This is a genomic window from Pseudarthrobacter sp. fls2-241-R2A-168, from assembly GCF_030209335.1.
In the GTDB taxonomy this organism is placed as follows: domain Bacteria; phylum Actinomycetota; class Actinomycetes; order Actinomycetales; family Micrococcaceae; genus Arthrobacter.
The window spans coordinates 128,421-154,074 of sequence record NZ_JARVSG010000035.1; the positions used below are offsets into that span (position 1 = coordinate 128,421).

Consider the following 25,654-nt stretch of genomic DNA (forward strand, 5'->3'; position numbering starts at 1 on the left):
CATGGGCACAGCACCTGCACAACGTTCCCCGCTCCGCTGGCACAACCTTGGCACCGTGGTGGGCTTTGAGTTCTTCCGGACCACCAAGAAACCGCGCTTCTGGATCGCTACACTCGCCATTCCCCTGGTCACGGCGATCGTCTTCGCCCTGATTTTCGTCAGCAACAGCTCCACCAGCGCCAGTGCCGACGCCCAGAAGAACGCCGCCCTGGCGTTTGTGTACACGGACGGCTCGGGCATCATCCCCGAACCGGCGGCGCAGGCGGCAGGTGGAGCCAGGGCGGCAGATCCGGCCCAGGCCGTGGCGGACGTGAAGTCAGGCCGGGTTGACGCGTACTTCGCCTATCCCGCCGACCCTGCCGCGGAGCCGGTAAAGGTCTACGGTGCGGATCGCGGCGTGTTTGCCAACGGAACGTACGAAGCCGTGGCAAAGCAACTGCTGATGGTCGCCGCGCAGGCGGACATCGGCTCGCCACAGCTCACAGCGGCCGCAAGCGGGAACGTCCGGGTGGATACCGAGACCTACCGGGGCGGCGCGGCGTCGGGAGGCTTTGGCGCTGCCGTCCCGCCGCTGATGTTCCTGGTCCTCTTCTATGTCATGGTGATCCTGCTCTCCAACCAGATGCTGAACAGCACCCTTGAGGAGAAGGAAAACCGGGTCACGGAGATGATCCTCACCACCCTGAACCCGACCACACTCATCATGGGCAAGATCATCTCCCTGCTCCTGGTGGGGCTCGTGCAGATTTCGGTGTTCCTGGCGCCCATCATCATCGGCTTTGTGTTCTTCCGGGACCGGCTCTCCCTGCCCGATGTGGACCTCTCCGATGTGGTCTTCGAACCCGGACCGCTGCTGGTGGGAGCCCTGCTGCTGCTGGGCGGCTTCCTGCTGTTCACGGCCGTCCTGGGCGCCATCGGCGCTGTGATGCCCAACGCCAAGGAAGCCGGTGTGGTCTTCGGCCCGCTGATGGCCCTGATCTTTGTGCCGTTCTACGCGATCAGCCTGATACTGAGCGACCCCACCTCCCCGATCGTCCAGGCCTTCACATACTTTCCGTTGTCGGCTCCGGTCACCGCGATGCTCCGCAACGGTTTTGGCACCTTGGGTCCAGTCGAGTCGATCATAGTCATCGCCGAACTGTTCATCGTCGGAATCCTGATGCTGCGTTTTTCCGTCCACCTGTTCCGTTACGGCTCCATCCAGTACACCGGCAAGCTGTCCCTGACGAAGACGCTCCGGCGCGGCCGCCGTGAAATGGCTGGCTCGTAACCCGGCTGACCGGCCCATGCCCCGGGACTAGACTGGGGCGGTGGCAGAAGCAGTGGATACAGGGCTGAGCAGGGCTGCGGCCTACACCACACTGGCTCCGGGCCCGGATTTCCGCCACGAGATCGAGATCAAACGGTCCCGGTTCATCACTGTCCTGCGCCGGGCCGGCACCGAAGAAGCAGCACGGGACCTGGTGGCCGGCCTCCGCCGCGAATTCCACGATGCCCGGCACCACTGCTCGGCCTTCATTATTGGCCCGGACCGGGATATCCAACGTTCCAATGACGACGGAGAGCCGTCGGGGACGGCAGGCATCCCCATGCTTGAGGCGCTGGCCAAAAGGGAAACGGCACCCGGGGTGGCCGACCTCAGCGACGTCAGTGCCGTCGTCGTACGCTACTTCGGCGGCGTGCTGCTGGGGGCGGGCGGCCTGGTCCGCGCGTACTCGGAGTCGGTTTCCTCGGCGCTGTCGCTGGTGCCCATGGTGCGGCGGAGCCGGCTGCGGATCTGCGCAGCCGAGGTGCCGCACACTGCTGCCGGCCGGCTGGAAAACGACCTCCGCGCCGCCGGCTTTGTGATGGCCGAAACAAGCTACGCGGCCCGGCACACGGTCCTGCGCGTGGCCGTTCCGGATGACGCAGGAACCATCGCCGGCGCCGCGGAACGCCTGCAATTGTTGACCGCCGGCAGCGCCATCCTCATCCCGGAGGGAACGGAGTGGGTGGATGTCCCGCTCTCCTGACGTGTCCCTGGCGGACGTGGACGAAGCGGTCTTGGACCAACTCTTGGACCTGGCCAAGCGCGACGCCTCCCCGGACGAGGTGGCTCCCCCGCTGGGCGGACCGGGCTGGAACCTGGAAAGGACAGCATGGTTCTTCAGCTACCACCGGGCCGCCGCACAGGGCCTGGACGGGGAAGCCGGCGAAAAGACCTGGGCCATCCTCGCCGGCGGCAGCCCCGCCGGTTCCATCCGGCTTAAGCGCATGGATACCGGCAATGGCAGGAAAAGCGCGGAAACGGGGATCTGGCTCGGCAGGAGCTTCCGGTCCCGTGGCATCGGAAGTGCCGCACTCCACCTGGTCCTGGACGAAGCGCGCCGGGCGGGTTTGGTGGAAGTGACCGCCCGCACCCTGGCCGGAAACGCTGGCGCGCAGCGTCTCCTGGCGGCGGCGGGGGCAACGCTGACTCCGGACGACGACGGAACGGTGCGCGGCGTCGTCGTCCTTTAGGGAGGCAATACCCCACCCCGCGACAAGCAAAAGTTACGCATTTGGCTCCCCCGCACCGGCGGGCGAAGGCCGTTAAAAACAACAGACCCCCTGCCCGAAGGCAGGGGGTCTGTTGTTTACAGCCCGGAAAGGGCCGGTGGCAATTAGTTGCCGGTCAGCTTCTCGCGGAGAGCAGCAAGTGCCTCGTCCGAAGCCAGGGTGCCGGCACCGGTGTCGGTGGCAGCAGGCTCGGAGGAGTAGCTGGTGGTGCCGGAATCGCTGTCACCGGACGTTGCAGCTGCAGCGTCGTCGGCAGCGTGCTGGGCAACCTGCTTCTTGTGTGCTTCCCAGCGGGTCTGGGCGTCAGCGTACTGCTGCTCCCAGGCGGCGCGCTGTGCCTCGTAGCCCTCGAGCCATTCGTTGGACTCGGGGTCGAAGCCCTCGGGGTACTTGTAGTTGCCCTCTTCGTCGTACTCTGCGGCCATGCCGTACAGAGCCGGATCGAATTCGGTGCTGTCGGCGTCGACGCCCTCGTTGGCCTGCTTGAGGGACAGCGAGATGCGGCGGCGCTCGAGGTCGATGTCGATGACCTTGACGAACAGTTCGTCGCCAACGGAGACAACCTGCTCTGCCAGCTCCACGTGGCGGACAGCCAGTTCGGAGATGTGGACCAGGCCTTCGATGCCGTCTTCGACGCGGACGAACGCACCGAACGGAACGAGCTTGGTGACCTTACCCGGAACAACCTGGCCGAGGGCGTGGGTGCGGGCGAAGGTCTGCCACGGGTCTTCCTGCGTAGCCTTGAGCGACAGGGAAACACGCTCGCGGTCCAGGTCCACCTCGAGTACCTCGACGGTGACTTCCTGGCCAACTTCGACAACCTCGGACGGGTGGTCGATGTGCTTCCAGGACAGCTCGGAAACGTGGACGAGGCCGTCTACGCCGCCCAGGTCCACGAAGGCACCGAAGTTGACGATGGAGGAAACGACGCCGGGACGGACCTGGCCCTTTTCCAGCTTGTTGAGGAACGTGGAGCGGACCTCGGACTGGGTCTGCTCGAGCCATGCACGGCGGGACAGGACCACGTTGTTGCGGTTCTTGTCCAGCTCGATGATCTTGGCTTCGATCTGCTGGCCGATGTACGGAGCCAGGTCGCGCACACGGCGCATCTCGACGAGGGATGCGGGCAGGAAGCCGCGCAGGCCGATGTCGAGGATAAGACCACCCTTGACGACCTCGATGACGGTACCGGTGACAACACCGTCTTCTTCCTTGACCTTCTCGATGTCGCCCCAGGCACGCTCGTACTGAGCGCGCTTCTTGGAGAGGATCAGGCGGCCTTCTTTGTCTTCCTTGGTGAGCACCAGGGCTTCGACCTGATCGCCAACGGAGACAACGTCTCCGGGATCAACGTCGTGCTTGATGGAAAGCTCGCGGGAGGGGATGACACCTTCGGTCTTGTAACCGATGTCGAGCAGAACTTCGTCGCGGTCGACCTTGACGACGGTACCTTCGACGAGATCTCCGTCGTTGAAGTACTTGATGGTCGCGTCGACTGCTGCGAGGAAGTCCTCAGCGGTACCGATGTCGTTAATGGCGACTACGGGGGTACCGGGCTTCTCGGTGGAGGTGATGGTCATGTAGTAGGGGCTCCGTTGTGGATAGTTAGTCGGTCAGGTGACCACCACTTCCGGGTACTGACCTGGAGGCGGAGCGCGGCGGATTGCCGGGTCATCCTGATTGCGTGGCGTTCAAATGCGAACCAAAGCGATGCACACGTAACACACGCCCGTTTATTCTAGTCGCTGCCCGCAACACGGGTCAAAAGCGGCCGTTTCTGTGTCCACAGTGGAGTCAGAAGTGCGTCAGGCAGTGCGTGGACCGCTCGACGGCGAACATCTGCCGGGCCTTCAGCGCCGAGCCGGGCGTGTTCTCCCCCATCCGCCCCGCCGCCGTCAGGGTGACCGGACAGACGGCGCCCAGGTAGATCGAGGACAGGGCGGAGATGTCCAGGGACAGGTCCGCCGTGGCACCTTCCGGGAGGCGTTCGACGGCGGCCTGGCCGCCGGCCACGTCGAGGGCGAACGTTCCCGCCGTGAGGCCGAGGGGGTCGTTGACTTCGAGGACCAGGCGGCCGTCTGCCGGGTAGTGCCTGGCTTCCAGCGCCTGGGCGGTGTCCAGGATGCGAAGCCACAGCATGTCCCGGCTGTCCGAGGAAACGATGCAACGGGGGTCGGTCAGCGCCCAGGCCAGCGGGTCATCCAGAGGCGCTTCGGCCCAGGAGACCCGTTCCACGAGGTCGATGGCGCCCAGGAACTGCCAGAGTTCGAGGTAGGCACTGTTTCCGGCGGCCACGAGGTCCACCACTTCCACCGTGTAGGGCTCGGTGTCCCAGCCCAGGAATTTGTACGACACGTAGCCGTCGGCAATTCCGTCCGCTGAATAGTGCAGGGCCACTTTGATGGCAGGATCCTCCTTGCCGTCCCGGCCGAGGGACCCCGATGCCAGCTGCCGGTACCAGTCCTGCCGGCTGATGGAGCCGGGCGTGAGCCGGTGCACGCGGCCGAAGATTTCCGGCGCGAGTTCCAGCAGTACCTTGGGATCGGCGATCTCAACACTGCCCACTGGCTGGTGCCGCACGCTGAACCGGGCCGTGGTGTCCACGTGGACCTTGCGTTCGAAGCTGGCCACGCCGTACCCAAAGCGGCCGTAAATGGTTCCTTCGGAGGCGGTCAGGGCGGCCATTGCAACGCCGTCCTCCTTGGCCAGGCGCAGGTCCTCACTCATCATCCGGCGCAACAGGCCGCGCCGCCGGTGCGAGGTGCGGACGGTCACCGCCGTCACGAGCTGGCTTTCGAGCATGCGGCCAAAACCGATATTGAGGCTTTTCCGGAAGGTGGCAAAGGTGGCCACCGGAACGTCCGCCGGCAGCGACGATTGTGCCACCTCTCCCGTCTGGTAGGCCCCGGTCAGGACCCGGCCGTCGGCTTCGTAGGTGGCCAGGGACCTCGCCACGTGTTCCGGTGTGCGGGTGGATTCGTGGAACCCGAAGGCCACGGCCCGGAGCCAGGTGGATGCTTCCGCATAGCCGGTTTTGCCCTCGGATACCGCAGGGAAGCGCCGGATCCCGTAGTTACCGCTCAGTTCAGCCACCCGCCCGAGCCTAGCCAATAACTCCCCGGGGCCGCCAGCAGCGACACGCGTCCGCGGACAGTTGAGCTGGCGGACGACGGTGGCGCAGGAAGATCTGCGGTTTCCTGCGCCACCGTGTCGGCGGGACTTCTAGTGCCCGGCGTCGTACCAGCTGGGGCCAACACCGATCTGGACCTCGAGCGGAACGCTGAGGTCCGCCGCGGCGGCCATCTGATCGGTGACCAGCTTCTCCACCGCTTCCCGCTCCCCTGCGGCGACTTCCAGGACCAGTTCGTCGTGGACCTGCAGCAGCATCCGGGACTTCAGGCCCTGCGACTGGAGTTCCCCGTGCACGCCAAGCATGGCCCGTTTGATGATGTCCGCGGCCGAGCCCTGGATGGGGCTGTTGAGCGCGATCCGTTCGGCGTTTTCCCGGAGCTGCCGGTCGGTGCTGGTGAGGTCGGGCAGGTACCGGCGGCGCCCCTCGATGGTTGCGGTGTAGCCGTCCACGCGGGCCTGGTCCACCACGCCCCGCAGGTAGTCGCGGACCGCACCGAACCGGTCGAAGTAGTCCTTCATCAGGGTTCGGGCCTCGTCCACCGAAATCTCCAGCTGTTTGGACAGGCCGAACGAGGTCAGCCCATAGGCCAGGCCGTAGGACATGGCCTTGACCTTGGAGCGCATGGCGCTGGTGACTTCCTCGGTGGGCACGTGGAAGATGTTCGAGCCCACGAACCGGTGCAGGTCCTCACCGTCCTTGTACGCCTGGATCAGGCCCGCATCGCCGGACAGGTGTGCCATGATGCGCATCTCGATCTGGGAGTAGTCCGCGGAGAGCAGGCACTCGTAGCCGTCGCTGACCACAAAGATCCCGCGGACACGGCGGCCTTCCTCGCTGCGGATGGGGATGTTCTGAAGGTTCGGGTTGTTGGACGAGATCCGCCCTGTGGCCGCGACGTTTTGGGCGTAGGTGGTGTGGATCCGGCCGTCCTCGGCCACCGACTTCTTCAACGACTCCAGCATCTGCCGCAGCTTGGCCGCCTCCCGGTGGGCCATGAGCTGGACCAGGAACTCGTGTCCGGTTTTCTCCAGGAGATTCTTCAGGGAGGCGGCATCGGTGGTGTAGCCGGACTTGATCTTTTTGGTCTTGGGCAGCTGGAGTTCCTCGAACAGCACGGTCTGCAGCTGCTTGGGCGAGCCGAGGTTTACCTCGTGCCCGATCGCCGCGAACGCCTGCTCCTGTGCGTTGTCGATGACCCTGGCAAGGTCTGCAATCTGCTCATCCATCCGGGCCATGTCGATCCCGATGCCCGCCAGCTCCATGTCGGCCAGCACACGGCTGACCGGGAGTTCGAGCGTGGAGAGCAGTTCTTCGGCGCGGCGCTCCTTCAGTTCCGCTTCAAAGAACCTGCTCAGTTCAAGGACGACGGCGGCGGCCTGCACCAGCGCACCGGCGGCGGCTTCGTCGTCGCCGTCGAAGGACAGCTCCAGCTGGCCTGCCTTGGCGGTGGCGGCCGGGATGCCGACGTTGAGGTGGTGCTGGGCGAGTTCGGCGAGCTCGTAGGTGCGCCGGTCCGGTTCGATGAGGTAGCCCGAGATGGAGGTATCGTCCACCACGCCTTCGAGTTCGAGGCCCCGTGAAGACAGTGCTTTGAGCGCGGCCTTGAACCCGTGCATCACCTTGGGCGCTTCGGGGTCGCGCAGCCAGCCGGAAAGGACGTTTTCGGCTTCGGCGTCCTGGCCGGCGAGGTCGATGTAGGCGGCGGCGCCGTCGCGGACGATGGCCAGCCCGGCAGCGTCCTCGCCGATCCTTCCGGGGACCAGGTCCACGGCGAGGGCGGACCGCTGGCCGGCGCCGGCCGCCAGGAAAGCGTTCAGTTCCGCAGCGCCCAACGGCGTGATGAAGTCAGGCGTTTCGATGCTGGCGCGCTCGGGGGCGGGGGTGTCGTCGTCGCCATAGAGGGCGAAGAGGCGGCCGCGGATCGCTTTGAATTCGAGCTGGTCGAACAGATCCTCAAGGGCTGCCTGGTCGGGGCGCGGCTGGTACAGGTCATCCAGGGTGACGGGAAGTTCCAGATCATCGTGGAGCCGGTTCAGCCGGCGGTTGCGCTTGACGGACTCAACGTTCTCGCGCAGGGCGTCTCCCACCTTCCCGCCGATGGAATCGAGGTTTTCCAGTACGCCTTCGAGCCCGCCGTAGAGGTTGATCCACTTGGCGGCGGTCTTGGGTCCCACGCCGGGCACGCCCGGAAGGTTGTCCGCCGTCTCCCCCACCAGCGCCGCTAGATCGGAGTAGCGGGCCGGGCTGACGAAGTACTTCGCCTCAATGGCGGCGGCATCCATTTTGGGGATGTCGCTGACGCCCTTCTTCGGATAAAGGACGAACACGTTGTCCGTGATCAGCTGGAAGGCGTCCCGGTCGCCGGTAACCAGCAGGACTTCGAAGCCGGCCTGGTCGCCCATGGCGGCAAGGGTTGCCAGGATGTCGTCTGCCTCGTAGCCGGGCATCTTGATGGTCTTGATGCCCCAGGCCTCCATGACCTGGCCGATGAGGTCGATCTGGTTGTTCATCTCGCGGGGCGTCTCGTTGCGGCCGCCCTTGTAGTCGCTGTAGTCGGCCTTGCGGTGGGTGGTCTCATCCGAGACGTCGAAGGCAACGGCGATGTGTGTGGGCTGCTGTTCCTTGATCAGGTTGATCAGCATAGACGTGAAGCCGTGGATAGCGTTGGTGTGCTGCCCGTTGGCGGTGGAGAACTTGTCCGCGGGCAGGGCGAAAAAGGCGCGGAAAGCCATGGAGTGCCCGTCCAGCACCAGCAGCCGCGGCTGGCCCGTCATGGGAATCACGGGGGCGGCAGTTGCTGACACCGATCCGCCGGCCTCTGCCGGGTCCTTCTCCTGAACTGCATCGTCCTTGATGACAATGTCCTGGAGGGCGGTTGAGCCCTGCGGGGCGTTGTGGTCCTGGCGGACGTTGGACGGGAAGGGGGCCGGTTTGGTTGTTTCACTCACAGGTGCCAGCCTAGTTGCCATGATGGACAATTTCACGCCCGGCCCCTATGCGGGGGAGCTTGCTGCCGCTGGAGTCCCGGAGCACCTGCACCGCTGGCTTGGCCAATTCGGGATTGGCGCACTGGTGGTGAAAATGGGCATCCATTTTCTCGAGATGGGCCCTGAGCGGACAGTGGCCACCATGCCGGTGGAGGGCAACACCCAGGTGGCCGGAATACTTCACGGCGGGGCGCACGTGGTGTTGGCGGAGACCCTCGGATCGTTTTCGGCCGGTATGCACGCAGGCCCCGGCCGCCATGCGGTTGGCATCGAGGTCAGTGCCACCCACCACCGTTCCATCTCGGGCGGCACGGTGACCGGTACCTGTACAGCGATCCACCTGGGCCGGACGCTTGCCACGCACGAGATCGTTATGACAGATGAGCAGGGCCGGCGGCTGTCCACGGCCCGCATCACCAACATGATCAGGGACAACGCCGGCCCCGCGCAGGGTTAGGCGCCCGGCGCCGGGAGGCACGACGGCGTCACGCCAGGCAGCCTTTTGGGCTGCCTCGGGTGCCACTAACGCTAAACGCCGCGGTCCCGCCGTCGGGCAGGCCCGAAAACCATGCCCTGCGTGACGCAAGACGGACGCAGCGGGCGGCGCGTCTAGCGGCCGTCTACCTTGCCGTTGCCGTTGAGCAGGTACCGCAGCTCAATGATGCCGCTCCCCATGGCGCGGGATCCAGTCAATTCAAGCGGCGCCGTGGGGCCTGCCAATGGCAAGAGGCGCTTGCCATTACCCAGCACTACAGGGATCACCGAGAGGATGAGTTCATCCAGCAGGCCGGCCTCGGCAAACTGGGCGGCGAGGTCTCCGCCCCCCACCAACCAGATGTTCCGGCTTCCGGCGTCCGCCGTGAAATCCGCCATGAACTCGCTGACGTCCCCGCGCACGAACGTGATGTCCGCGCCCGCAGGTGCTGTGTGCTCATGCCGGGTGAAGACGTAGCAAGGTGTGCCCGGGTACGGCCAGTTGCCCTGCTCGTGCTTCATGAGCCAGGCGTAGGTGCCGCCGCCCATCACGATGCAGCCCACGCCCGCCATAAAAGCCTCGTAGCTTTCCATGCCGCCTTCGAAGCCGTCGAACTGCAGGAGCCAGCCAAGGTCGTCGGCGGGAGTGGCAATGAATCCGTCGAGGGACGCGGCTACAAAATACTGGATCCGTGACATGCCACAAGCCTAGCGAGCGGCCCCGTACTGGCCAATGGCTGGCGCGCGGATCCCCTGACGCTACCGGGAGAAGTAGGGAATGATCAGGTAGAGCCCGAAGAGCACAGCCAGCCCGCACAGGCCAAAGCACGCATAGGCAAGGGACTTTTTGAGGCCCGGCGAGGCCTGTTGGGCGTCACCCGCAATGGCGGTGAGCCGAACGCCGAGCGAGTAGAGCACCACCACGGTTACTGCGGCCACCAGGGTGGCACCTGCCACGGTCAGCAGTTCCAACCACTTCATCGCTGGGCATCCTTCGTTGTGGTGGCTTCGGCCTCTGCCTCAGCCGGAGATTCTGTAGGGTTCGAAGCGTCCGCCTCGGCCTTCAACTTGGCTTTCGCTTTGGCCTTCGCCTTGGCATCTGCACGGGCGCGGGCCATTGCCTTCTTCTTGGCGAAGCGGACGGCCTGGCCGGCTTCCTCAACCTCGACGGCGTTGTGGTGGCCCACAGCGGACTTCCGGGAGTAGAAGAACATAAAGAGTACTGCTGCCGTGCCCGCGATGGCGGCAATCAGGACGCCCACCACCCCGGTCTTGACGAGCAGCGCTGTGAGCGCGCCCACGATCCCGGCAGCAGGAAGGGTAAACAGCCAGCCGAGGGCGATCTTGCCTACCATGTTCCAGCGGACCGTGGTTCCCCGGCGGCCCATGCCGGAGCCGATCACGGAGCCGGACGCAACCTGCGTGGTGGAAAGGGCGAAACCGAGGTGCGAGGACGCGAGGATGGCCGAAGCGGTGCTGGTTTCTGCGGCGAAGCCCTGCGCGGGCTTGACCTCCGTGAGGCCAGACCCCATGGTCCGGATGATGCGCCAACCGCCGGCGTAGGTGCCGATGGCGATGGCAAGGGCGCAGGCTGCGATCACCCAGACCTGGGGGCCCGAGCCGGGGGTCTGGGTGCCGGCGGCAATAAGCACCAGCGTGATGATACCCATCGTCTTCTGGGCATCATTCGTGCCATGGGCCAGGGCCACCAGGCTGGAGGTAAAGATCTGGCCCGTCCGGAAGCCGCCGCGCTTCTGCGTCAGCTTGGACCCCGTTTCGGGATCCTGGCGGGCCGTCAATGCGTAGGCCAGGCGGGTGCAGACGTAGGCAACGACTCCTGCGATGACCGGAGCAAAGATTGCCGGCAGGATCACCTTCTGCAGCAGCGTCTCAAGATTGATGGAGTTGAACCCGATGCCGGCGATGGCCGCGCCGATCAGGCCGCCAAACAGCGCATGGGATGAACTCGACGGCAGGCCCTTCAGCCAGGTGATCATGTTCCACAGGATGGCACCCATCAGGCCCGCGAAGATGATGTCCGGCGTGATCTGCACGCCATCGGAGCCTTCACGGATGATCCCGCCGGAGACCGTTTTCGCCACCTCTGTGGACAGGAAGGCTCCCACCAGGTTCAGGATTGCTGCGAGGGTCACGGCTGTCTTCGGCTTGATCGCACCGGTTGCAATGGGCGTGGCCATGGCATTCGCGGTGTCGTGGAAACCGTTCGTGAAGTCGAAAAATAGTGCCAGTGCGATGACCAGCGCCACCATAAAGGTGATATCCACCTGTTGCCCAATCTGCAGAGTCGACGTTCAGCAGTTTCTTTCCCCCGGCTGCCTTGCACAGCATAATTCACCAGCTGTTCGCTTGGAATGACCTGCGGCGTTAAGTCAGCCGGCGTGAAACCTTATCGATCGTACGCGTCCGGGGCAGGAGGTCAAAACAACGGTTGCCTGAGGAAGGAACGCACCGCTTCCAGTTCCGACGGCGAAATCCCCTGCCTGGGATCCGGCGAGAAAACCAGCAGCCGGTGGCCCATAATCCGGGCCCAGGCCTGGGCTTCGGCCTCGTAGGCGAGCTGGTCGTCCACCCAGGCGACGGCGTCGGGCGATGTCCGTTCCACGTCGTCCTGGATGGCATCGAGCTTCCACCAGCCGGGACCGCTTCCCGCTCCCCCGGCCGTCAGGTGCGGCCACCGGGCGCCGTCCAGGCCAATCGCCGGACAGAGGTATTGGGGCGCCAGCTCCTCCCAGCTGGTCAGCCAGACGCACCGGAGTTCCGCCGTCGCCGTCAAGCTGTTCAGTCCGGCCACGAGTTCGGGCGCGAAGGCCACCGGCAGGAGGCCCGCATCTGCATACCGCCACGCCGTTCCCCACCCGTTGCTCCCTGCCGCACCAAACGGACAGAGGACGCCGTCCACGTCGAGGTACAACGTGCGGAGGGCCATTGTTCATCTCCGGGAACTCAGCGGTGCTGCGGGTCCGAGGGCTGCACGCCGGGCTCGAGCATGGGGGAGATCTTGTCCTCCAGCGCCGCCAGGGTGACGTCCGGCAGCACAATGAGCCCGTCCAGTTCACGGCGTGCCCGCTTGTATGCGGCCTGCCGTTCAGCCGGAGTTGCCGCCTGGTCCTCGGCGATTTTCAGCAGCTGCCGGGCAGTGGCCAGCCGCTCACGCTCCGGCCCCGTGAACTTGCTGTCCCTGAGGCGCCTGGCCTCCCGCTCGGCGACGTCCAAGGCCACACTGAAACCGTCAACGGCCTTCCGGTACGCCTCGACGCGGGAAGGAGCAGTCATTTCCGCCGGGGATGAGGGCCTGAGGCCGTCGGCTTCCCGTTTGGCGCGCAGGAACGCAACGGTCAGCGGTTCACGGACATCGGTCATCAGTGGAAAGTCGATGAGCTTGCCCACATCGAGCTCGTACTCCAGCCAGCGTTTGTTGGTGGCATCATGGGCGGCCATCAGCGATTCGACGTCGGCCACGGAGGCGTTCTCCACCGCATAGGCCTGGTTCCGGAGCTTATACAGCTCCACTTTCCGCTGGTGGCGCCGGTCACCGGCCTTCCGCCAGGTATTTGCCCAGTGGCCGGCGAGGGCGCTCATGGGGAAAACAAGCCACCATTTATCCGAAAGAAAATCAAGGAGGGACTCCACGCGTCCATCGTCGCACTGCGTGGCGTCCCTCCTCAAGGAAACAGGGCCGGGCCCTGCCCGGCCGCCAGGTTACGAGGCCCCGGCTGCCTGCTGGTTGTTGACGTTCACAAGCCAGGACACCCCGTACTTGTCGGTGCACATGCCGAAAATGTCACCCCAGGGAGCCTGCTCCATGGGAACTGTCACGGTGCCGCCCCCGCCGCTGAGCTTGTCGTAGTAACCACGCAGTTCTCCCTCATCTTCACCGCTGAGGGAGATGGAGATGGACGAGCCCGAACTGAACTCCATGCTGTTCGGGGTGTCGGCACCCATCAGCACCAGGCCCTGGGTGGTGGTCAGCATCCCGTGCATGATCTTCTCGGCCTCAGCCGGGTCCTCGCTGGCTTGAAACTCGCCAAAGGTGCTGAGTGTCAGCTCACCGCCGAAAACCGACTGGTAGAAGTTCATGGCCTCCCGTGCGTTGTCGCGGAAGCTGAGGTAGGGGTTGAGTGTGGTGGGCATAGCTGGATCTCCTTGAGTTTGAACTGAAAGGAATGGAACCAGACAACATCCTGCCCCACCAGGCAGGCCTCTGGGTAGGGGCAGGACCGCCCCGTCTGGCCGGGTTCTAAGGAACGAAGCGGTATCCGATTCCGGGTTCGGTCAGCAGGTGGCGGGGATTGCCGGGGTCAGCTTCGAGTTTCCTGCGCAGCTGCGCCATGTAAACCCGCAGATAGTTGGCTTCCTTCTGGTAGGCAGGCCCCCAGGCGTGCGCCAGCAGTTGCTGCTGCGTGACGAGGCTTTTCGGATTCCGCACAAGGATTTCGAGGATGTTCCACTCAGTGGGCGTGAGCCGCACAGCGGTTCCGTCGCGAAGCACCTGCCGGTGAACGAGGTCCACTGAAAATCCGGACGATGCCACCACCGGGGCTGACTCCGGACCCGGAACCCGCCGCATGAGGGCCCGAAGCCGTGCCAGAAGCTCGTCCAGTCCGAACGGCTTGGTGATGTAGTCATCGGCACCGGCGTCCAGCGCTCCCACCTTGTCCGATGAGCCGTGCCGCGCCGACAGGACCAGCACCGGCACGGAACTCCACCGGCGAAGATTACCCAGGACCTCTGCGCCGTCCATGTCCGGCAGCCCGAGGTCCAGGACCACAACATCCGGAACGTTGCGGCCGGCAGCGGCGAGGGCAGACGCGCCGTCCTCCGCGACAGCAACGTCATAGCCATGCGCCGCCAGGGTGATGCGCAGCGCCTTCAGCAGGTGGGGGTCGTCATCCACCACGAGGATCTTCGCACCCTGCGGCGCGGCCTCCTGAACCATGGGCTCATGCCGGACGGCCTTCTGGAGTCCGGCCTTTTGGGGCCCTTCCTTCTGGTGTACTGGTCCTGCCGAGGCTGGTCCCGTCACGTCAGCACCGTCCCGCTGCCCGGAACAATGTCCGCATTCGCGGCAATACTGCCGGCGCCACCGGGGCTTCCGGTGGAGAGCGGCAACCGGATGATCATCGTCAGCCCTCCCCCTGGGGTCCCCTCGGCGCTCAGGGTTCCCCGCATGGCCTGGACGAAGCCCTGGGCGACGGCCAGTCCCAGGCCCAGGCCGCTGGCCTGGGGCAGGTCATCAACCCGCTGGAACGGTCTGAACATGTCCAGCACCTTCCGCTCGGGGACGCCGGGACCATGATCGACGATGCGCAGTTCGCCGCATGGGTGTCCCTCAGGAGTCACACCGCCCAGCCCGTCCGCCGTCGTGGTCACCGACACTCCCGAGCCCGGGGCATGTTTGAGCGCGTTCTCAAGGATGTTGGCAATGACCCGTTCCAGCAGCCCGCGGTCCGCTTCCACCGGCGGCAGGTTGGCCGGCAGCGCCACCGCAACAGCACCGTCCGGAAGCCCGCGCAACGCCGCATCAATTGCCTCGCTCCACCTCACGGGGCCCAGCAGCGGCTCCACCGAACGGGCGGTGATCCGGGACATGTCCAGCAGGTTCCCCACCAGAGAATCGAGCCGGTCACTGCACGCATCAATGGTCTCCAGCAGCTCCCGCTGCTCAGCCGGCGTATAGGCAACACCATTTTGCAGGAGCCCGCCGGCCGCGAGTTTGATTCCGGCCAGCGGGGTACGCAGGTCGTGGGAGACGGCCTGCAGGATGGCCGTGCGCATGGTGTTGCCTTCTGCAAGGCGCAGGATCTCGTGCCGGCTGGACTCCAGCTGCCGGCGCTCCAGTTGGGCTTTGACATGCACAGCGAAGGCGCCGAGCAGCCTCCGCCCCGCCGGCGGCACCTCCCTGCCGAACAGGACCAGCCACGTCACCGGGTCCACCTGGACGGTAGTGGCGCCCGGAAGGCCGCGGAGGTCCTGGGCTCCGTCCTGCCAGCCGGAAATATCACCGGCTCCCGCCAGCAGGAGCGGCGTGCGCCCTGTTTCCTGACCCCTCGGATCCCGATGCCCGGCGGCCGGGAGGTTGCTGACGACGGCGGCCCCGGAGGCACCGAAGGCATCGAGGGCTTCAGCGAGCAGGCCGTGGAGGGTGTCCTCGGACCGGGACGCGCCCAAGGCAAGATCACCCAGGGTGGCGGCTTCGGCCTGTGCCCGGGACGCTTCCTTGGAACGCCGGGCAGATCCATCCACCACGCCGGCCACCGCCACCGAAACGCCGACAAATACCGCCAGCGAGAGCAGGTCCTGGGGGTCGTGGATGGCGAGGTCGCCGAGGGGCGGAGTGGAAAAGTAGTTCACCAGCAGGCTGCTCCAGAGGGCACCCGAAACCGCCGGCCACAATCCGCCCACGAGAGCTACGGCCACGGCGCCGGTGAGCTGAATCAGCACCGCGGTGGCCACACTGTGATCGAACATGGCCAGGAGGAGCTGCAACAAAGGCGGAAGAACCGCGGCGAGGGCAAACCCGAACCCCGTCCGCGCCCGGCCCAGTTCCGGCCGCCTCCCCCGGCCGCCTGAGTACCGGACCAGTGGCACCACCTGGACGTCAATGTCCGCCGCCTCCCGCACCACTTTGGTGTCCACGCCCAGGCTGAAGGGGGCCGTGATCCTGCGGCGGCGGGACTGGCCCACCAGGATGTGGGAGGCCGCTGCCGAGCGGGCGAACTCCACGAGGGCGGCGGCGGCGTCGGAGGCCGATACCGTGTGATAGCTGCCGCCGACGTCTGCGACCAGGCGGCGCTGGGCTTCGAGTGCCTGCGGGGACTCCGCCCGGGTCCCGGCCGGGGTGCGTACATGGACGGCGAGCAGTTCCCCGCCAACGCCCCGGTGGAGAAGCCTCGCGGCGCGGCGCACCAGGAGTTCCCCGTCGTCGTCGCCCTGAAGGCCCACGACGATCCGTTCCATAGCCATGAGCCACATTCTGCCACCCAGTCCGGCCCCCGCGTGCCGTGCGCCCCGCCCGCATCACATGCGGCGGGCGCTTCAATGATGCGGCGGCGCGGCGCGGGAACGTAGGCTCGGGTACATGGCCAGATACTTTGACGTTCATCCGCAGGATCCGCAGCCCCGGGCCATCGCCCAGGCAGTACGCATGGTGCTCGACGGCGGACTGATCGCCTATCCCACAGACTCCTGCTATGCGTTGGGGGCCCAGCTGGGCAACAAGGACGCCCTGGACCGGATCAGGAGCATCCGCAGCCTGGACGACAAGCACCATTTCACCCTGGTCTGCAAGGATTTCGCCCAGCTGGGGCAGTTCGTGAACATAGGCAACGACGTCTTCCGCAGCATCAAATCCGTGACCCCCGGAAGCTACACCTTTATCCTGCCTGCCACCAAAGAGGTTCCGCGGCGGCTCCTGCACCCCAAAAAGAAGACAGTAGGAGTCAGGATCCCCGACAACAGGGTGGTGCAGGCGCTGCTGGCAGAACTCGGTGAGCCCCTGCTGTCCAGCACGCTGCTGCTGCCGGACGAGGAAGACCCGCTGACCCAGGGCTGGGAGATCAAGGAGCGGCTGGACCACCTGGTGGACGCGGTGATCGATGCCGGCGACTGCGGGGCGGAGCCCACCACCGTAGTGGATTTCTCCAGCGGAGTGGCTGAGGTGGTCCGGCGCGGTACCGGAGACCCGGCACGCTTCGAATAGTCCGTCAGTCCTGCTTCCGGGCGCGGCTGGGCTGCACCCGGGGCGGCTCGCCGGGCATTTTGGGGTAGTCCGGCGGGAATGGCATCTCCTCGAGGCCGGCCTTAAGGTCCCGCTCCCACCACTTTAGAAGCGTGTCGATGGTGCCCGACGTGCTGTGCATGTCCGCCCACGGGTCGCCCACAGTTTTGAGACGGTCCGGCACGGTCAGGATGGTGAAGTCCTTCGGGTCGGCAGTCTCCAGCTCGTCCCAGGTGATCGGGCAGGAGACCGAAGCATGCGGCAGCGCACGCGGGCTGTAGGCGCCGGCGATGGTGCGGTCGCGGTTGGCCTGGTTGAAGTCCAGGAATACCCGCTTCCCCCGTTCTTCCTTCCACCACGCGGTAGTGACCTGCTCCGGCATCCGCCGCTCCACTTCACGGGCGGCGGCAATGACGGCATGCCGCACGTCGAGGAACTCCCGCGTGGGCTCGATGGGGGCGTAGACGTGCAGCCCGCGGTTGCCGGAGGTCTTGATGAAGCAGGTCAGTCCGGCCTCGGCCAGGACCTCCTTCATCACCAGCGCCGCGGGGACGGCATCCCCAAAGTCGGTGCCCGGCTGCGGATCCAGGTCGATGCGCAGCTGGTCCGGGTTGTCGGTGTCAGCGCTGCGTGAGGGCCACGGATGGAAGACCACCGTGTTCATCTGGACAGCCCACACGGCAGCAGCGGGCTCATCCAGGATCAGCATCGGATGCGTGCGGGCGCTGGGAAAAACCACCTTCTGCGTCCGGATGAAGTCCGGCGTCCCCTTGGGCGGGTTCTTTGAGAAGAACATCTCGCCATTGACGTTGTCCGAGTACCTTTGAAGGGCCACCGGCCGGTCCCCGTTGGCCGCGATGAAGGCTTCTCCCACGTCGCAGATGTAACGTGCCAGGTCCAGTTTGGTGAGCCCCAGGTCCGGCCAAAGGACGCGGTTGGGGCTGGAAATGCGCATCTCACGGCCGCCGTCGGGGCCCGGAACCATGATGGTGGTCTGTTCGCTCGCCATGGGGACAACGTACACCCCGGCTCCGGAAACCGGACAGATTTCCGCCTCCCGGTCCGGCATGATGGAGGGATGCCAGCCCCGGAAGTTCCCCTGACCATTACGGTGGGCGACGTGACCGTCACCGCAACTTATGCCCGCCCCGACAATCCTTCCGCCACGTTGGTGGTTGCCCACGGCGCCGGCGCCGGGATGGACCATCCGTTCCTCACGGGGTTCACGGCGGCACTGAACGGGCTGGGCGTGGCGACACTGCGCTTCAATTTTCCCTACCGCGAAGCCGGAAGGAAGTTTCCGGACCGGCCGCCTGTGGCCATCGCGGCATGGCGTGCTGCCATGGCTATCGCTGCCGAGCAGGCAGGGAAGCATCAGGACGCGGGCCCGCTCTGGGCGGCCGGTAAATCCTTTGGCGGCCGGATGGCGTCCATGGCTGTGGCGGATGGTATGGACGCTGCCGGGCTCGTCTACCTGGGGTATCCCCTGCATCCGCCGGGCAAGCCCGAGAAGCTGCGGGACGAACATCTGTACGGGCTGGCCGCTCCCATGCTGTTCCTGCAGGGCAGCCGGGACACATTCGCCACTCCGGAACTCCTGGCCGACGTGGTGTCCCGCATCGGCCCCAATGCTGTCCTTCAGTGGGTGGAGGGCGGCGACCACTCCTTCGCTGTCGCCGGCACCAGGCGCCCCGCCGCTGAGGTGGGCGCCTCCCTGGCCGGGCCGGTGGCAGCGTTTATCAAGGACAGGTCCCCATAATGCGGTCATGATTTAGCAGTGGTGAAACTGCCCTCAGTCCCCGTGGCAGTGCTACGCGGCTGCGTCCTCGTGCCACCAGCCTTCCCAGGCGGCGGAGGTGAGGCGGCCTTCTGGGAACTCGCTGGTTCCGCCGGCGCCGTTTTGGGACCGGCCGTCCTCGAAGCGGCGGCCGTCGAGCAAAAGGTTAAGGCTGTTCAAGAGAAACATCTTTACGTCCTTCCATGTCTGATGTGGACCACTCTGTCCAGGTAGGAACGAGCCTAACCGGAGCATGTTTCAGCCCATCGACGGGACGTTTCGGCTGTGTATCTTAGTTCTCACGGAGCCTGGACCAGGCTGCAAGGCGTGCCCGGAATGCGGCTACTGACGGGGTTTGACGCGTGCGGTGGCGGTGGCCGCCCAGGGATCCTCGGGCCAGGGGTGCTTGGGGTAGCGCCCGCGCATTTCAGCCCGGACCTGGGCGTAGGGGCCCGACCAGAAGGATGTGAGATCGTCGGTGACGGCCAGGGGGCGCCGGGCCGGCGACAGCAGGTGGAACAGGACCGGCACGCGGCCGCCCAGGAGCCGGGGTGTCTCTGCCCACCCGAAGCACTCCTGCAGCTTGACGGCCACCACCGGGCGGCCCGTGTTATCCGCAGCCTCCGGGTACCCGATCCTGATCCGCGACCCGCTGGGCACCTCGAGCCATTCCGGCACGAGGTCATCAAGTTGGGCGGCCTCCGGCCAGGGCAGCAGCCGCCGGAGCGGGCCGGCCAGGTCAACCGAACGTGCGGCTGCTCCGCCGGCGAGGGCTTCCAGCTCCGGGCCCAGCCACTCCTCGAGCCGCAGCAACAGGGCCTGGTCCGAGACATCCGGCCAGGAACCATCCAGTCCGTGGTGCAGGAAGGCGAGCCGGCGGCGGAGCGCCTCTGCCGCCGTCGACCATTCCAGGGCGCCGAGTCCTTCCTTTTTCAAGGCCCTCGCGACGGCGGCGCTCCCCTCGGCCCGTGACGGCCGGACAGGGGTGGACGACAGGACGATCGCCCCGAGGCGCCGGACTTTCCGGGCGGACACGCGGCCGCCCACAAATTGCGCTTCGACGGCGTCCGTCAGGAGGTGCCCGGCCGCGGCTTCGGCGAGGTCAGGCGTCAGCGGTGCGGCGGAGCGGATCACGGCGCCGGTGCGGGCGGCATCCCTGCCGTCGGCACGGGTTACTTCTGCCACGGCCAGCCATTCGTAGCCGGACAAGGAACTGCCGGCGGGCAGCCCGGCGCGCGTTCCGGAGGACAGGAGGTAGCGGTTGGGCGGGTCGCCGTCCACGCGGCGTGCCACCCGGTCGGGGAAGGCAAGGGCGACGACGGCTCCCACCACTGCGCTGCCGGTCACCGGCGATGGCAGGACGGGCGAAGCGGAGAGCGCACCGCGCTGCGCCAGGGCGGCAAGCCGGCGCGTGTCCTCCGCCCAGCGCCGGGCAGCTGCGCCCTTTTTATCACGGAGCTGGGACAGGAGGCGGGTGAGGTCTGCGCCCGGAGCCCGGTGGTCAGCCGAGACCAGAGCCACTGCCTCCGCGGCGGCCAGCTGCCCGACGGCGGCCGCTCCGTCCAGCAGCGCCCGTCCCAGCCGCGGATCGGCCGGGATGCCGGCAAGAAGCCGACCCGCGGCGGTGACGTGGCCGTCAGGCGCCACGGCGCCCAGTTCGCGGAGCACCTCCATCGCGTCGTCCATGGCCGGCCCCGGCGGCTGGTCCGGCAGCGCGAGGCCTTCGCCCCGGGGAGAACCCCAGGCAGAGAGCAGCAGCGCGGCGCCGGTGAGGTCCGCCACCCTGATTTCCGGCATGACGTGGGCAGGGGCTGCGCCATAGGCCTGCTGGTCGTAGCAGCGCACCACGCGCCCCGGTCCCTGGCGGGCAGCACGCCCCGCCCGTTGATCGGCCGAGGCCCGGGAACAGGAAACCGTGACCAGCCCGCTCATGCCCCGGCCGGCGTCGCGGCGCGGCTCGCGGGTCAGGCCGGAGTCAATAACCAGCCGGACACCGGGAACCGTGAGGGAGGACTCGGCCAGGTCGGTGGAGACAATCATCCGTGCCTTGCCGCCGGGCAACCGCCCGGAAACCGCCAGATCCTGTTCAGCGGCTGTCACCTGACCATGGAGTTCCAGGACGTCAGCGCTGCTGCCCAGCTGCCGCCGAAGGTCGGCCGCGACCCGCGAAACCTCCCTCGCGCCGGGGAGGAAAACGAGCGCGTCACTGGAAGTGTCGCCCCTGAGGACCCGGATGAACTCCTCCGCGGCCGTCCGGGCCACGTGCTCCAGGAAGGCGGGCGTCACTCCCCTGCCGTCCAGCCGTGGCCCGGGCGCGGGCCGCCAGTCGTTGTGAAGGGTGTGAAGCACTGAGGCGCAGTCCACTACGGGAGCCGGCGCCCCGTCGTCGTCAGTACTGCCGCCGCTGTTGGAAAAAAGTGCAGCAAACCGCGGAGCGTCCAGGGTCGCGGACATGGCGACGACGGTCAGGTCGCCCCGCAGCTCCCGGACCTCGGCGAGCATGCCCACCAGCAGGTCCGTTTCCATCCCGCGTTCGTGGACCTCGTCGAGGACCACCGCCGCCATGCCTTCGAGGCCGGGGTCGGCCAGCAAGCGGCGCAACAGGATTCCGGGCGTGACGAATTCGACGACGGTTCCCTGGCTTGCCTTCCGCTCGCCGCGCACGGAGTAGCCAACGCGGCCGCCCAGAGCGCTGCCGTCCAGCACGGCGAGGCGCCTGGCGGCCGCCCGGGCAGCAACGCGGCGGGGCTGGGTGACCACAATGCGTCCGCTGCCGTGTGCCACGAGGTTTGCAAGGAGCGGCGGGACGAGCGTGGTCTTGCCGGTCCCGGGCGGCGCCTGTACAACTGCCGCCGGTCCTGCCCCGCCACCGAGCGCCCGGGTGAGGGCAGGCAACGATTCCGCAAAGGCCAAACCGGCACCAATGGTCCCAAGATCAAAGGGTTTGGCCGCCAACGGCTGCTGCTGCCTGCCCGAAGAAGTCATTGGTCCATTGTGCCCGGAACCGGGCTAGGGTTTCCCCTTGCCTTTGCCCTTTGACTCCTTGGCCGGACCCGGCACCACCGGTTGCGGCTGGACCGGAGCCGGTGCCGGAACCAAGGCCGGCTGTTCGGGTTGGGTTTGGGGTGCCGGTTCCGCAGGCTCAGCCGGTGTAGACGGCTCGGATGCTGCCGGAGCCGGGACTACTGGTGCGAGGGCCGACGCTGCCGCAAGCTGGCCATTGATGTCCGCCCGCACGTCCTCCACCGCGGCTTCGATTCCGCGGTAACGGGACAAGGAAATCAGGCCCTGGCCGGCGGCATCGTTCAGGTCCTTCTCCAGGGCCTCAAGTGCGGCGAGGGCGCCATCCATCCTGTTCTCTGCCGCCGCCTGGCTGATGTTCAGGACCCTGACCTGCAGGCCCCGAAGTGTCCCGGCATCAGAATCCCGGGGCCGCAGGAGCGGTGCGGCGGTATACAGAACCACGGCAAGACAGGCGGCACCAGCCAGGGCAGCGGCTGCACGCCACAGCCAGGAGTTTTTTCGGCCGGGACGGCCATCACTGCCCGCGGCCAATACCGGAGCCTCAGGCGGCATGCCGGCCCCGCAGCGGAACCATCGCCGCAGGCCGCGCCGGAAGCACACTTACTGGAGCCATCGATTCACGGGCAGCGGTTGCATGGGTATCCGGTGTTGGGAAAGCGGATGTTTGGGCGATTGCTGCCGGGGCCAGCGCCGCCGGCCGGGCCGGCAGGACACCGACCGGCGCCGTGTATACAGGAGCCTCAGCAACGCTGGCGGCGGCCCGCCGTGCGAGCAGCCGCTTGACCGCGACGCGCAGCAGGATGGCGATCGACTGCCCGAGGCCCAGCCCGAGGAGCACGTGTCCTGCAAGATACTGGCCCCCGTGGCCGGCAGCACCAAAGGGAGCGCTGAGGGCCGCGGCTGCACCGGCTGCGGCAACCACCAATGCCGAAGCGGCGGCGAAAACTGTACCCATGGCCTCTTCCTGTCTCAATTAATCAGCAGGCTTACTAGTATTGGTCAGCAAGCTTACTACCTGATGGCGGCGAAGCAAGCATTGATCTCGAGGAGACCGGAGCCCGCCGAGCGGTCCTAACTCCGGCCCTGGCAGTCATACTCCACCTCTGGACACTAATAATCAGCAGGCTTAGCATTTTTGTCATCAGCTGGTTCTGCGGGCCGCCCATCAGGAGCAAGGTCCCGAAGGGCCACCCGAAGAGGCCGTCGACGCGGCACCACATCAGGAAGGAGCGATCATGGCAACGGCACGGGAGATCATGACCGGGGGCGCGGAGTGCGTGGGTGAAAACGAAACCCTGGAAGCGGCAGCACGGAAGATGAAGGAACTTGATGTGGGCTCACTGCCCATCTGCGGCGAGGACAACCGGCTCAAGGGCATGCTCACGGACCGGGACATCGTGGTTAAGTGCCTGGCGGAGGGCGGGGATCCGCGGACCGCGACTGCGGGTCAGTTCGGCGAAGGCAAACCCGTGACCATCGGAGCCGACGACTCCATCGAGGAGGCCATCAGGACCATGCAGGACCACCAGGTGCGGAGGTTGCCGGTCATTGACGGCCATGACCTGGTGGGCGTCCTCAGCCAGGGCGACATTGCGAAAAACTACCCGGAGGACCGGGTGGGCGAACTGGTGGCATTCATTTCCTATTGACTCCGGCGGTGCAGGACCGGCGTTGCAGGAGCAGTAGCCGAAACGGCTCCGGGCGCCGGATCAGAAGCCCTGACTGGCGAGGGTGCGCTGCAGCGTTTCCGCCGAACGCTGCAGCGCCTCGGGTCCGGACCCGTCCATGGGGCTTTTCTTCTGCTGCCGATCCCCCGATCAGCGGCCCGCCGCGGCCAGGTTGCCCGGCAGGGGATCATGCCGGAGGTAGTGCCGGCTGAACGTTCCGGTGCCAGCAGTCAAAGCGCGCAGCTCAACCGCGTATTTCAGCAGTTCCTGGTCCGGGACTTCCGCCGTGATTTCGGTCCGGTCCCCGCCGGATGACGACGTCCCGGTGAGCCTGCCCCGACGGCCGGAGAGATCGCTCATCACTGTGCCCACATGCTCGTCCGGAACGCTGAGCACCACCGACGAGACAGGCTCGAGCAGCTGGATGCTTCCCGCGGCGGCGGCCTCCCTCAGGGCCAGGGCGCCGGCCGCCTGGAATGCTGCGTCGGAGGAATCAACACTGTGCGCCTTGCCTCCTACCAGGGTCACCCGAAGGTCCACCACAGGAAAGCCGGAGGCAACACCTCGTTGCATCTGCGCCCGGACACCCTTTTCCACTGACGAAATGAACGTTCCGGGGATCACCCCGCCCACAGTCTTGTCAACGAACTCGAAGCCTGCGCCCCTGGCCAGCGGTTCCACCTCGATGTCGCACACGGCGTACTGGCCGTGGCCGCCGGACTGCTTGACGTGCCGGCCGTGCCCGGCTGCCGGGGCCGAGAAGGTTTCCCGCAACGGCGTGACCACGTCCACAGTGTGCAGCTTCACGCCCTGGTCGCGGAGCCTGTCCAGCACCACTTCGGCGTGCGCCTCCCCCATGCACCAAAGGATCAGCTGGTGGGTTTCGGCGTTCCGTTCCACCCTCAGCGTCGGGTCTCCGGCGGCCACCTTCCCCAGGCTGCGGGCGAGGGCGTCCTCGTCACTGTGGGAATCGGCTTCGACGGCCACCGGCATCAGCGGCTCCGGCATCTCCCACGTGGCCAGCAGCAGCGGCTGGTCCTTCGCGGAGATGGTGTCCCCGGTCTCCGCGGTGCCCAGCTTGGCCACGGCCGCGATGTCACCGGCGATGCAAAAAGGGACGGGCCGGAGGGTGGATCCCAGCGGTGAGTAAAGGTGCGTGAGCCGTTCGTCGGTGTCATGGTCCTGGTGACCCCGGTCCGCCAGCCCGTGCCCGCTGACATGCACGGGCGTGTCCCCGCTCAGGGTGCCGGAGAAGACCCGGACCAAGCAGACACGGCCCAGGAAAGCATCCACCGTGGTGCGGACAACCTCTGCCGCGAGCGGCCCGGCAGGGTCGCAGGCGAGGGCGCGCACCGGGGAGCCTGACAGGTCGGTGGCCCGCGGCAGGCTGCGCTCCGGTGGAGACGGGAACGCTTTCGTGAGGAGCTCCAGCAGTTCGGCGGTTCCCAGCCCGGTCATCGCCGAGGCGGGCACGGCCGGGAAGAAGGACCCGCGGGCGACGGCGGTTTCCAGGTCAGGGATGAGGACGCCGGCATCGATGTCCTCCCCGCCAAGGTAGCGGTCCATCAGTGTCTCGTCTTCGCTTTCGGCGATGATTCCCTCGATGAGCTCAGCCCGGGAAGACTCCGCGTCCGCCAGTTCCCCGGGGTCCGCCGCCCGAGCCGCCGGGCCGGAACCCTCCGCTGGATACTCGAAGACCGTCCCGGTCAGCAGGCCATGCAGGCCAGTGACTTCCCCGCCGGCCCGGACCGGAACGTACAACGGCAGCACAGTGTCGCCGAACGCTTCGCGGCAGGCCGCCAGGACGCCGTCGTAATCAGCGCGGGGATGGTCCAGCCGGGTGATGACCACCGCGCGGGGCATGCCCAGGTACTGGCACTCCTGCCAGATTGCGGTGGTGCCTGCATCCACCCCGTCCACGGCGGAGACGGCGAACAGGACGGCGTCCGCGGCGCGCAGGCCCGCGCGGAGTTCGCCGATGAAGTCAGGATAACCGGGCGTGTCGAGGAGGTTGACCTTGATGCCCGCCACGGGCAGCGGCACCACGGACAGCGCCACGGAGCGCTGCTGGTGGATGGCGGCGGGATCGGAGTCGCTCACGGTGGTTCCGTCGACCACAGAGCCCTTCCGGGTGATCATGCCGTTGGCTTCCAGCAGCGCCTCGATGAGGGTGGTTTTGCCAGCGCCGGACCGGCCCACGAGCGCCACGTTCCGGACCAGGGCAGGATCCCTGGGCGTGATGCCGGCGGAGCCGTTGCCCTGGCGTCCTTCCGGCCCGCCCCGGCCTGCTGCGTCCTTGCCCTTCACCGACATCGG

24 protein-coding genes are annotated in these 25,654 nt (G+C 66.7%); 7 read left to right on the forward strand and 17 right to left on the reverse strand.

What is annotated here, in order from left to right:
• Position 1: 1 nt before the first annotated feature.
• From QRN11_RS17820 to QRN11_RS17830, 3 genes are read left to right on the forward strand one after another with little or no spacing between them, the layout of a single operon-like run.
• Positions 2–1,270, forward strand: coding sequence for an ABC transporter permease (locus tag QRN11_RS17820; protein WP_285313852.1), 1,269 nt, complete (start codon positions 2–4; stop codon positions 1,268–1,270).
• A gap of 40 nt (positions 1,271–1,310) precedes the next feature.
• On the forward strand, positions 1,311–2,012 hold the full coding sequence (locus QRN11_RS17825) for an IMPACT family protein (protein ID WP_285313853.1): 702 nt from the start codon (positions 1,311–1,313) through the stop codon (positions 2,010–2,012).
• Positions 1,996–2,499, forward strand: coding sequence for a GNAT family N-acetyltransferase (locus QRN11_RS17830; protein WP_285313854.1), 504 nt, complete (start codon positions 1,996–1,998; stop codon positions 2,497–2,499). Before QRN11_RS17825 ends, QRN11_RS17830 begins: the two co-directional genes overlap by 17 nt.
• A 143-nt stretch (positions 2,500–2,642) precedes the next feature.
• Here the strand turns inward: QRN11_RS17830 and rpsA are convergent, their stop codons facing one another.
• The 3 genes from rpsA to polA form a co-directional block, all read right to left on the reverse strand.
• Positions 2,643–4,118, reverse strand: a complete 1,476-nt coding sequence (gene rpsA, locus QRN11_RS17835; protein ID WP_050055365.1) for a 30S ribosomal protein S1 — start codon at positions 4,116–4,118, stop codon at positions 2,643–2,645.
• Between the two features lie 214 nt (positions 4,119–4,332).
• Positions 4,333–5,622 carry a GNAT family N-acetyltransferase gene (locus QRN11_RS17840; protein ID WP_285314023.1) on the reverse strand — a complete coding sequence of 430 codons (1,290 nt, stop codon included), beginning with the start codon at positions 5,620–5,622 and terminating at the stop codon, positions 4,333–4,335.
• A 138-nt stretch (positions 5,623–5,760) separates the two neighbouring features.
• The gene (polA, locus tag QRN11_RS17845) at positions 5,761–8,445 is read right to left on the reverse strand and encodes a DNA polymerase I (protein WP_285314024.1); all 2,685 of its coding nucleotides are present in this window, start codon (positions 8,443–8,445) and stop codon (positions 5,761–5,763) included.
• Between the two features lie 193 nt (positions 8,446–8,638).
• On the opposite strand from polA, the gene QRN11_RS17850 reads away from it, so the two are divergent.
• A complete protein-coding gene (locus tag QRN11_RS17850) occupies positions 8,639–9,115 on the forward strand; it encodes a hotdog fold thioesterase (protein ID WP_285313855.1) in 477 nt (158 codons plus the stop codon).
• A 152-nt stretch (positions 9,116–9,267) separates the two neighbouring features.
• Here QRN11_RS17850 and QRN11_RS17855 read toward each other — a convergent pair whose 3' ends face one another.
• From QRN11_RS17855 to QRN11_RS17890, 8 genes are all read right to left on the reverse strand, one after another.
• Positions 9,268–9,831, reverse strand: coding sequence for a dihydrofolate reductase family protein (locus tag QRN11_RS17855; RefSeq protein ID WP_285313856.1), 564 nt, complete (start codon positions 9,829–9,831; stop codon positions 9,268–9,270).
• 60 nt (positions 9,832–9,891) lie between these two features.
• On the reverse strand, positions 9,892–10,113 hold the full coding sequence (locus QRN11_RS17860; protein WP_285313857.1) for a hypothetical protein: 222 nt from the start codon (positions 10,111–10,113) through the stop codon (positions 9,892–9,894).
• Positions 10,110–11,417, reverse strand: a complete 1,308-nt coding sequence (locus QRN11_RS17865) for an inorganic phosphate transporter (protein ID WP_285313858.1) — start codon at positions 11,415–11,417, stop codon at positions 10,110–10,112. The genes QRN11_RS17860 and QRN11_RS17865 overlap by 4 nt, the downstream gene beginning before the upstream one ends.
• 152 nt (positions 11,418–11,569) lie before the next feature.
• Complete coding sequence (locus tag QRN11_RS17870; protein ID WP_285313859.1) at positions 11,570–12,079, reverse strand: HAD domain-containing protein; 510 nt, start codon at positions 12,077–12,079, stop codon at positions 11,570–11,572.
• A 17-nt stretch (positions 12,080–12,096) separates the two neighbouring features.
• Entirely contained in the window at positions 12,097–12,783 is a 687-nt protein-coding gene (locus QRN11_RS17875; protein ID WP_285313860.1) for a hypothetical protein, read from the reverse strand.
• Between the two features lie 69 nt (positions 12,784–12,852).
• Positions 12,853–13,284, reverse strand: coding sequence for a VOC family protein (locus QRN11_RS17880; protein ID WP_285313861.1), 432 nt, complete (start codon positions 13,282–13,284; stop codon positions 12,853–12,855).
• 106 nt (positions 13,285–13,390) lie between these two features.
• Positions 13,391–14,089 (reverse strand): response regulator, encoded by a 699-nt coding sequence (locus QRN11_RS17885; RefSeq protein ID WP_285314025.1) that lies wholly within the window; start codon positions 14,087–14,089, stop codon positions 13,391–13,393.
• 83 nt (positions 14,090–14,172) lie between these two features.
• Complete coding sequence (locus QRN11_RS17890) at positions 14,173–16,116, reverse strand: DUF4118 domain-containing protein (RefSeq protein ID WP_285313862.1); 1,944 nt, start codon at positions 16,114–16,116, stop codon at positions 14,173–14,175.
• Between the two features lie 115 nt (positions 16,117–16,231).
• Between QRN11_RS17890 and QRN11_RS17895 the strand changes: the two genes are divergently transcribed.
• Complete coding sequence (locus tag QRN11_RS17895; RefSeq protein ID WP_142063669.1) at positions 16,232–16,852, forward strand: L-threonylcarbamoyladenylate synthase; 621 nt, start codon at positions 16,232–16,234, stop codon at positions 16,850–16,852.
• A gap of 4 nt (positions 16,853–16,856) precedes the next feature.
• Here the strand turns inward: QRN11_RS17895 and ligD are convergent, their stop codons facing one another.
• The gene (gene ligD / locus QRN11_RS17900; protein WP_285313863.1) at positions 16,857–17,879 is read right to left on the reverse strand and encodes a non-homologous end-joining DNA ligase; all 1,023 of its coding nucleotides are present in this window, start codon (positions 17,877–17,879) and stop codon (positions 16,857–16,859) included.
• Between the two features lie 69 nt (positions 17,880–17,948).
• Here ligD and QRN11_RS17905 point away from each other — a divergent pair, with 69 nt between their 5' ends.
• Positions 17,949–18,629, forward strand: coding sequence for an alpha/beta hydrolase family protein (locus tag QRN11_RS17905; protein ID WP_285313864.1), 681 nt, complete (start codon positions 17,949–17,951; stop codon positions 18,627–18,629).
• A 51-nt stretch (positions 18,630–18,680) separates the two neighbouring features.
• Here QRN11_RS17905 and QRN11_RS17910 read toward each other — a convergent pair whose 3' ends face one another.
• From QRN11_RS17910 to QRN11_RS17925, 4 genes are all read right to left on the reverse strand, one after another.
• Positions 18,681–18,836, reverse strand: a complete 156-nt coding sequence (locus QRN11_RS17910) for a hypothetical protein (protein ID WP_170850751.1) — start codon at positions 18,834–18,836, stop codon at positions 18,681–18,683.
• A 153-nt stretch (positions 18,837–18,989) separates the two neighbouring features.
• Positions 18,990–21,632 (reverse strand): ATP-dependent helicase HrpB, encoded by a 2,643-nt coding sequence (hrpB, locus tag QRN11_RS17915; RefSeq protein ID WP_285313865.1) that lies wholly within the window; start codon positions 21,630–21,632, stop codon positions 18,990–18,992.
• Between the two features lie 24 nt (positions 21,633–21,656).
• Entirely contained in the window at positions 21,657–22,223 is a 567-nt protein-coding gene (locus QRN11_RS17920; RefSeq protein WP_285313866.1) for a hypothetical protein, read from the reverse strand.
• Positions 22,213–22,626: a hypothetical protein gene (locus QRN11_RS17925; protein ID WP_285313867.1), complete on the reverse strand. Its 414-nt coding sequence runs from the start codon at positions 22,624–22,626 to the stop codon at positions 22,213–22,215. Before QRN11_RS17925 ends, QRN11_RS17920 begins: the two co-directional genes overlap by 11 nt.
• A gap of 280 nt (positions 22,627–22,906) precedes the next feature.
• On the opposite strand from QRN11_RS17925, the gene QRN11_RS17930 reads away from it, so the two are divergent.
• Positions 22,907–23,320 (forward strand): CBS domain-containing protein, encoded by a 414-nt coding sequence (locus QRN11_RS17930; RefSeq protein WP_091418725.1) that lies wholly within the window; start codon positions 22,907–22,909, stop codon positions 23,318–23,320.
• Positions 23,321–23,488: 168 nt separating this feature from the next.
• Here QRN11_RS17930 and QRN11_RS17935 read toward each other — a convergent pair whose 3' ends face one another.
• The gene (locus tag QRN11_RS17935) at positions 23,489–25,651 is read right to left on the reverse strand and encodes an elongation factor G-like protein EF-G2 (protein ID WP_285313868.1); all 2,163 of its coding nucleotides are present in this window, start codon (positions 25,649–25,651) and stop codon (positions 23,489–23,491) included.
• Between the last annotated feature and the right edge of the window lie 3 nt (positions 25,652–25,654).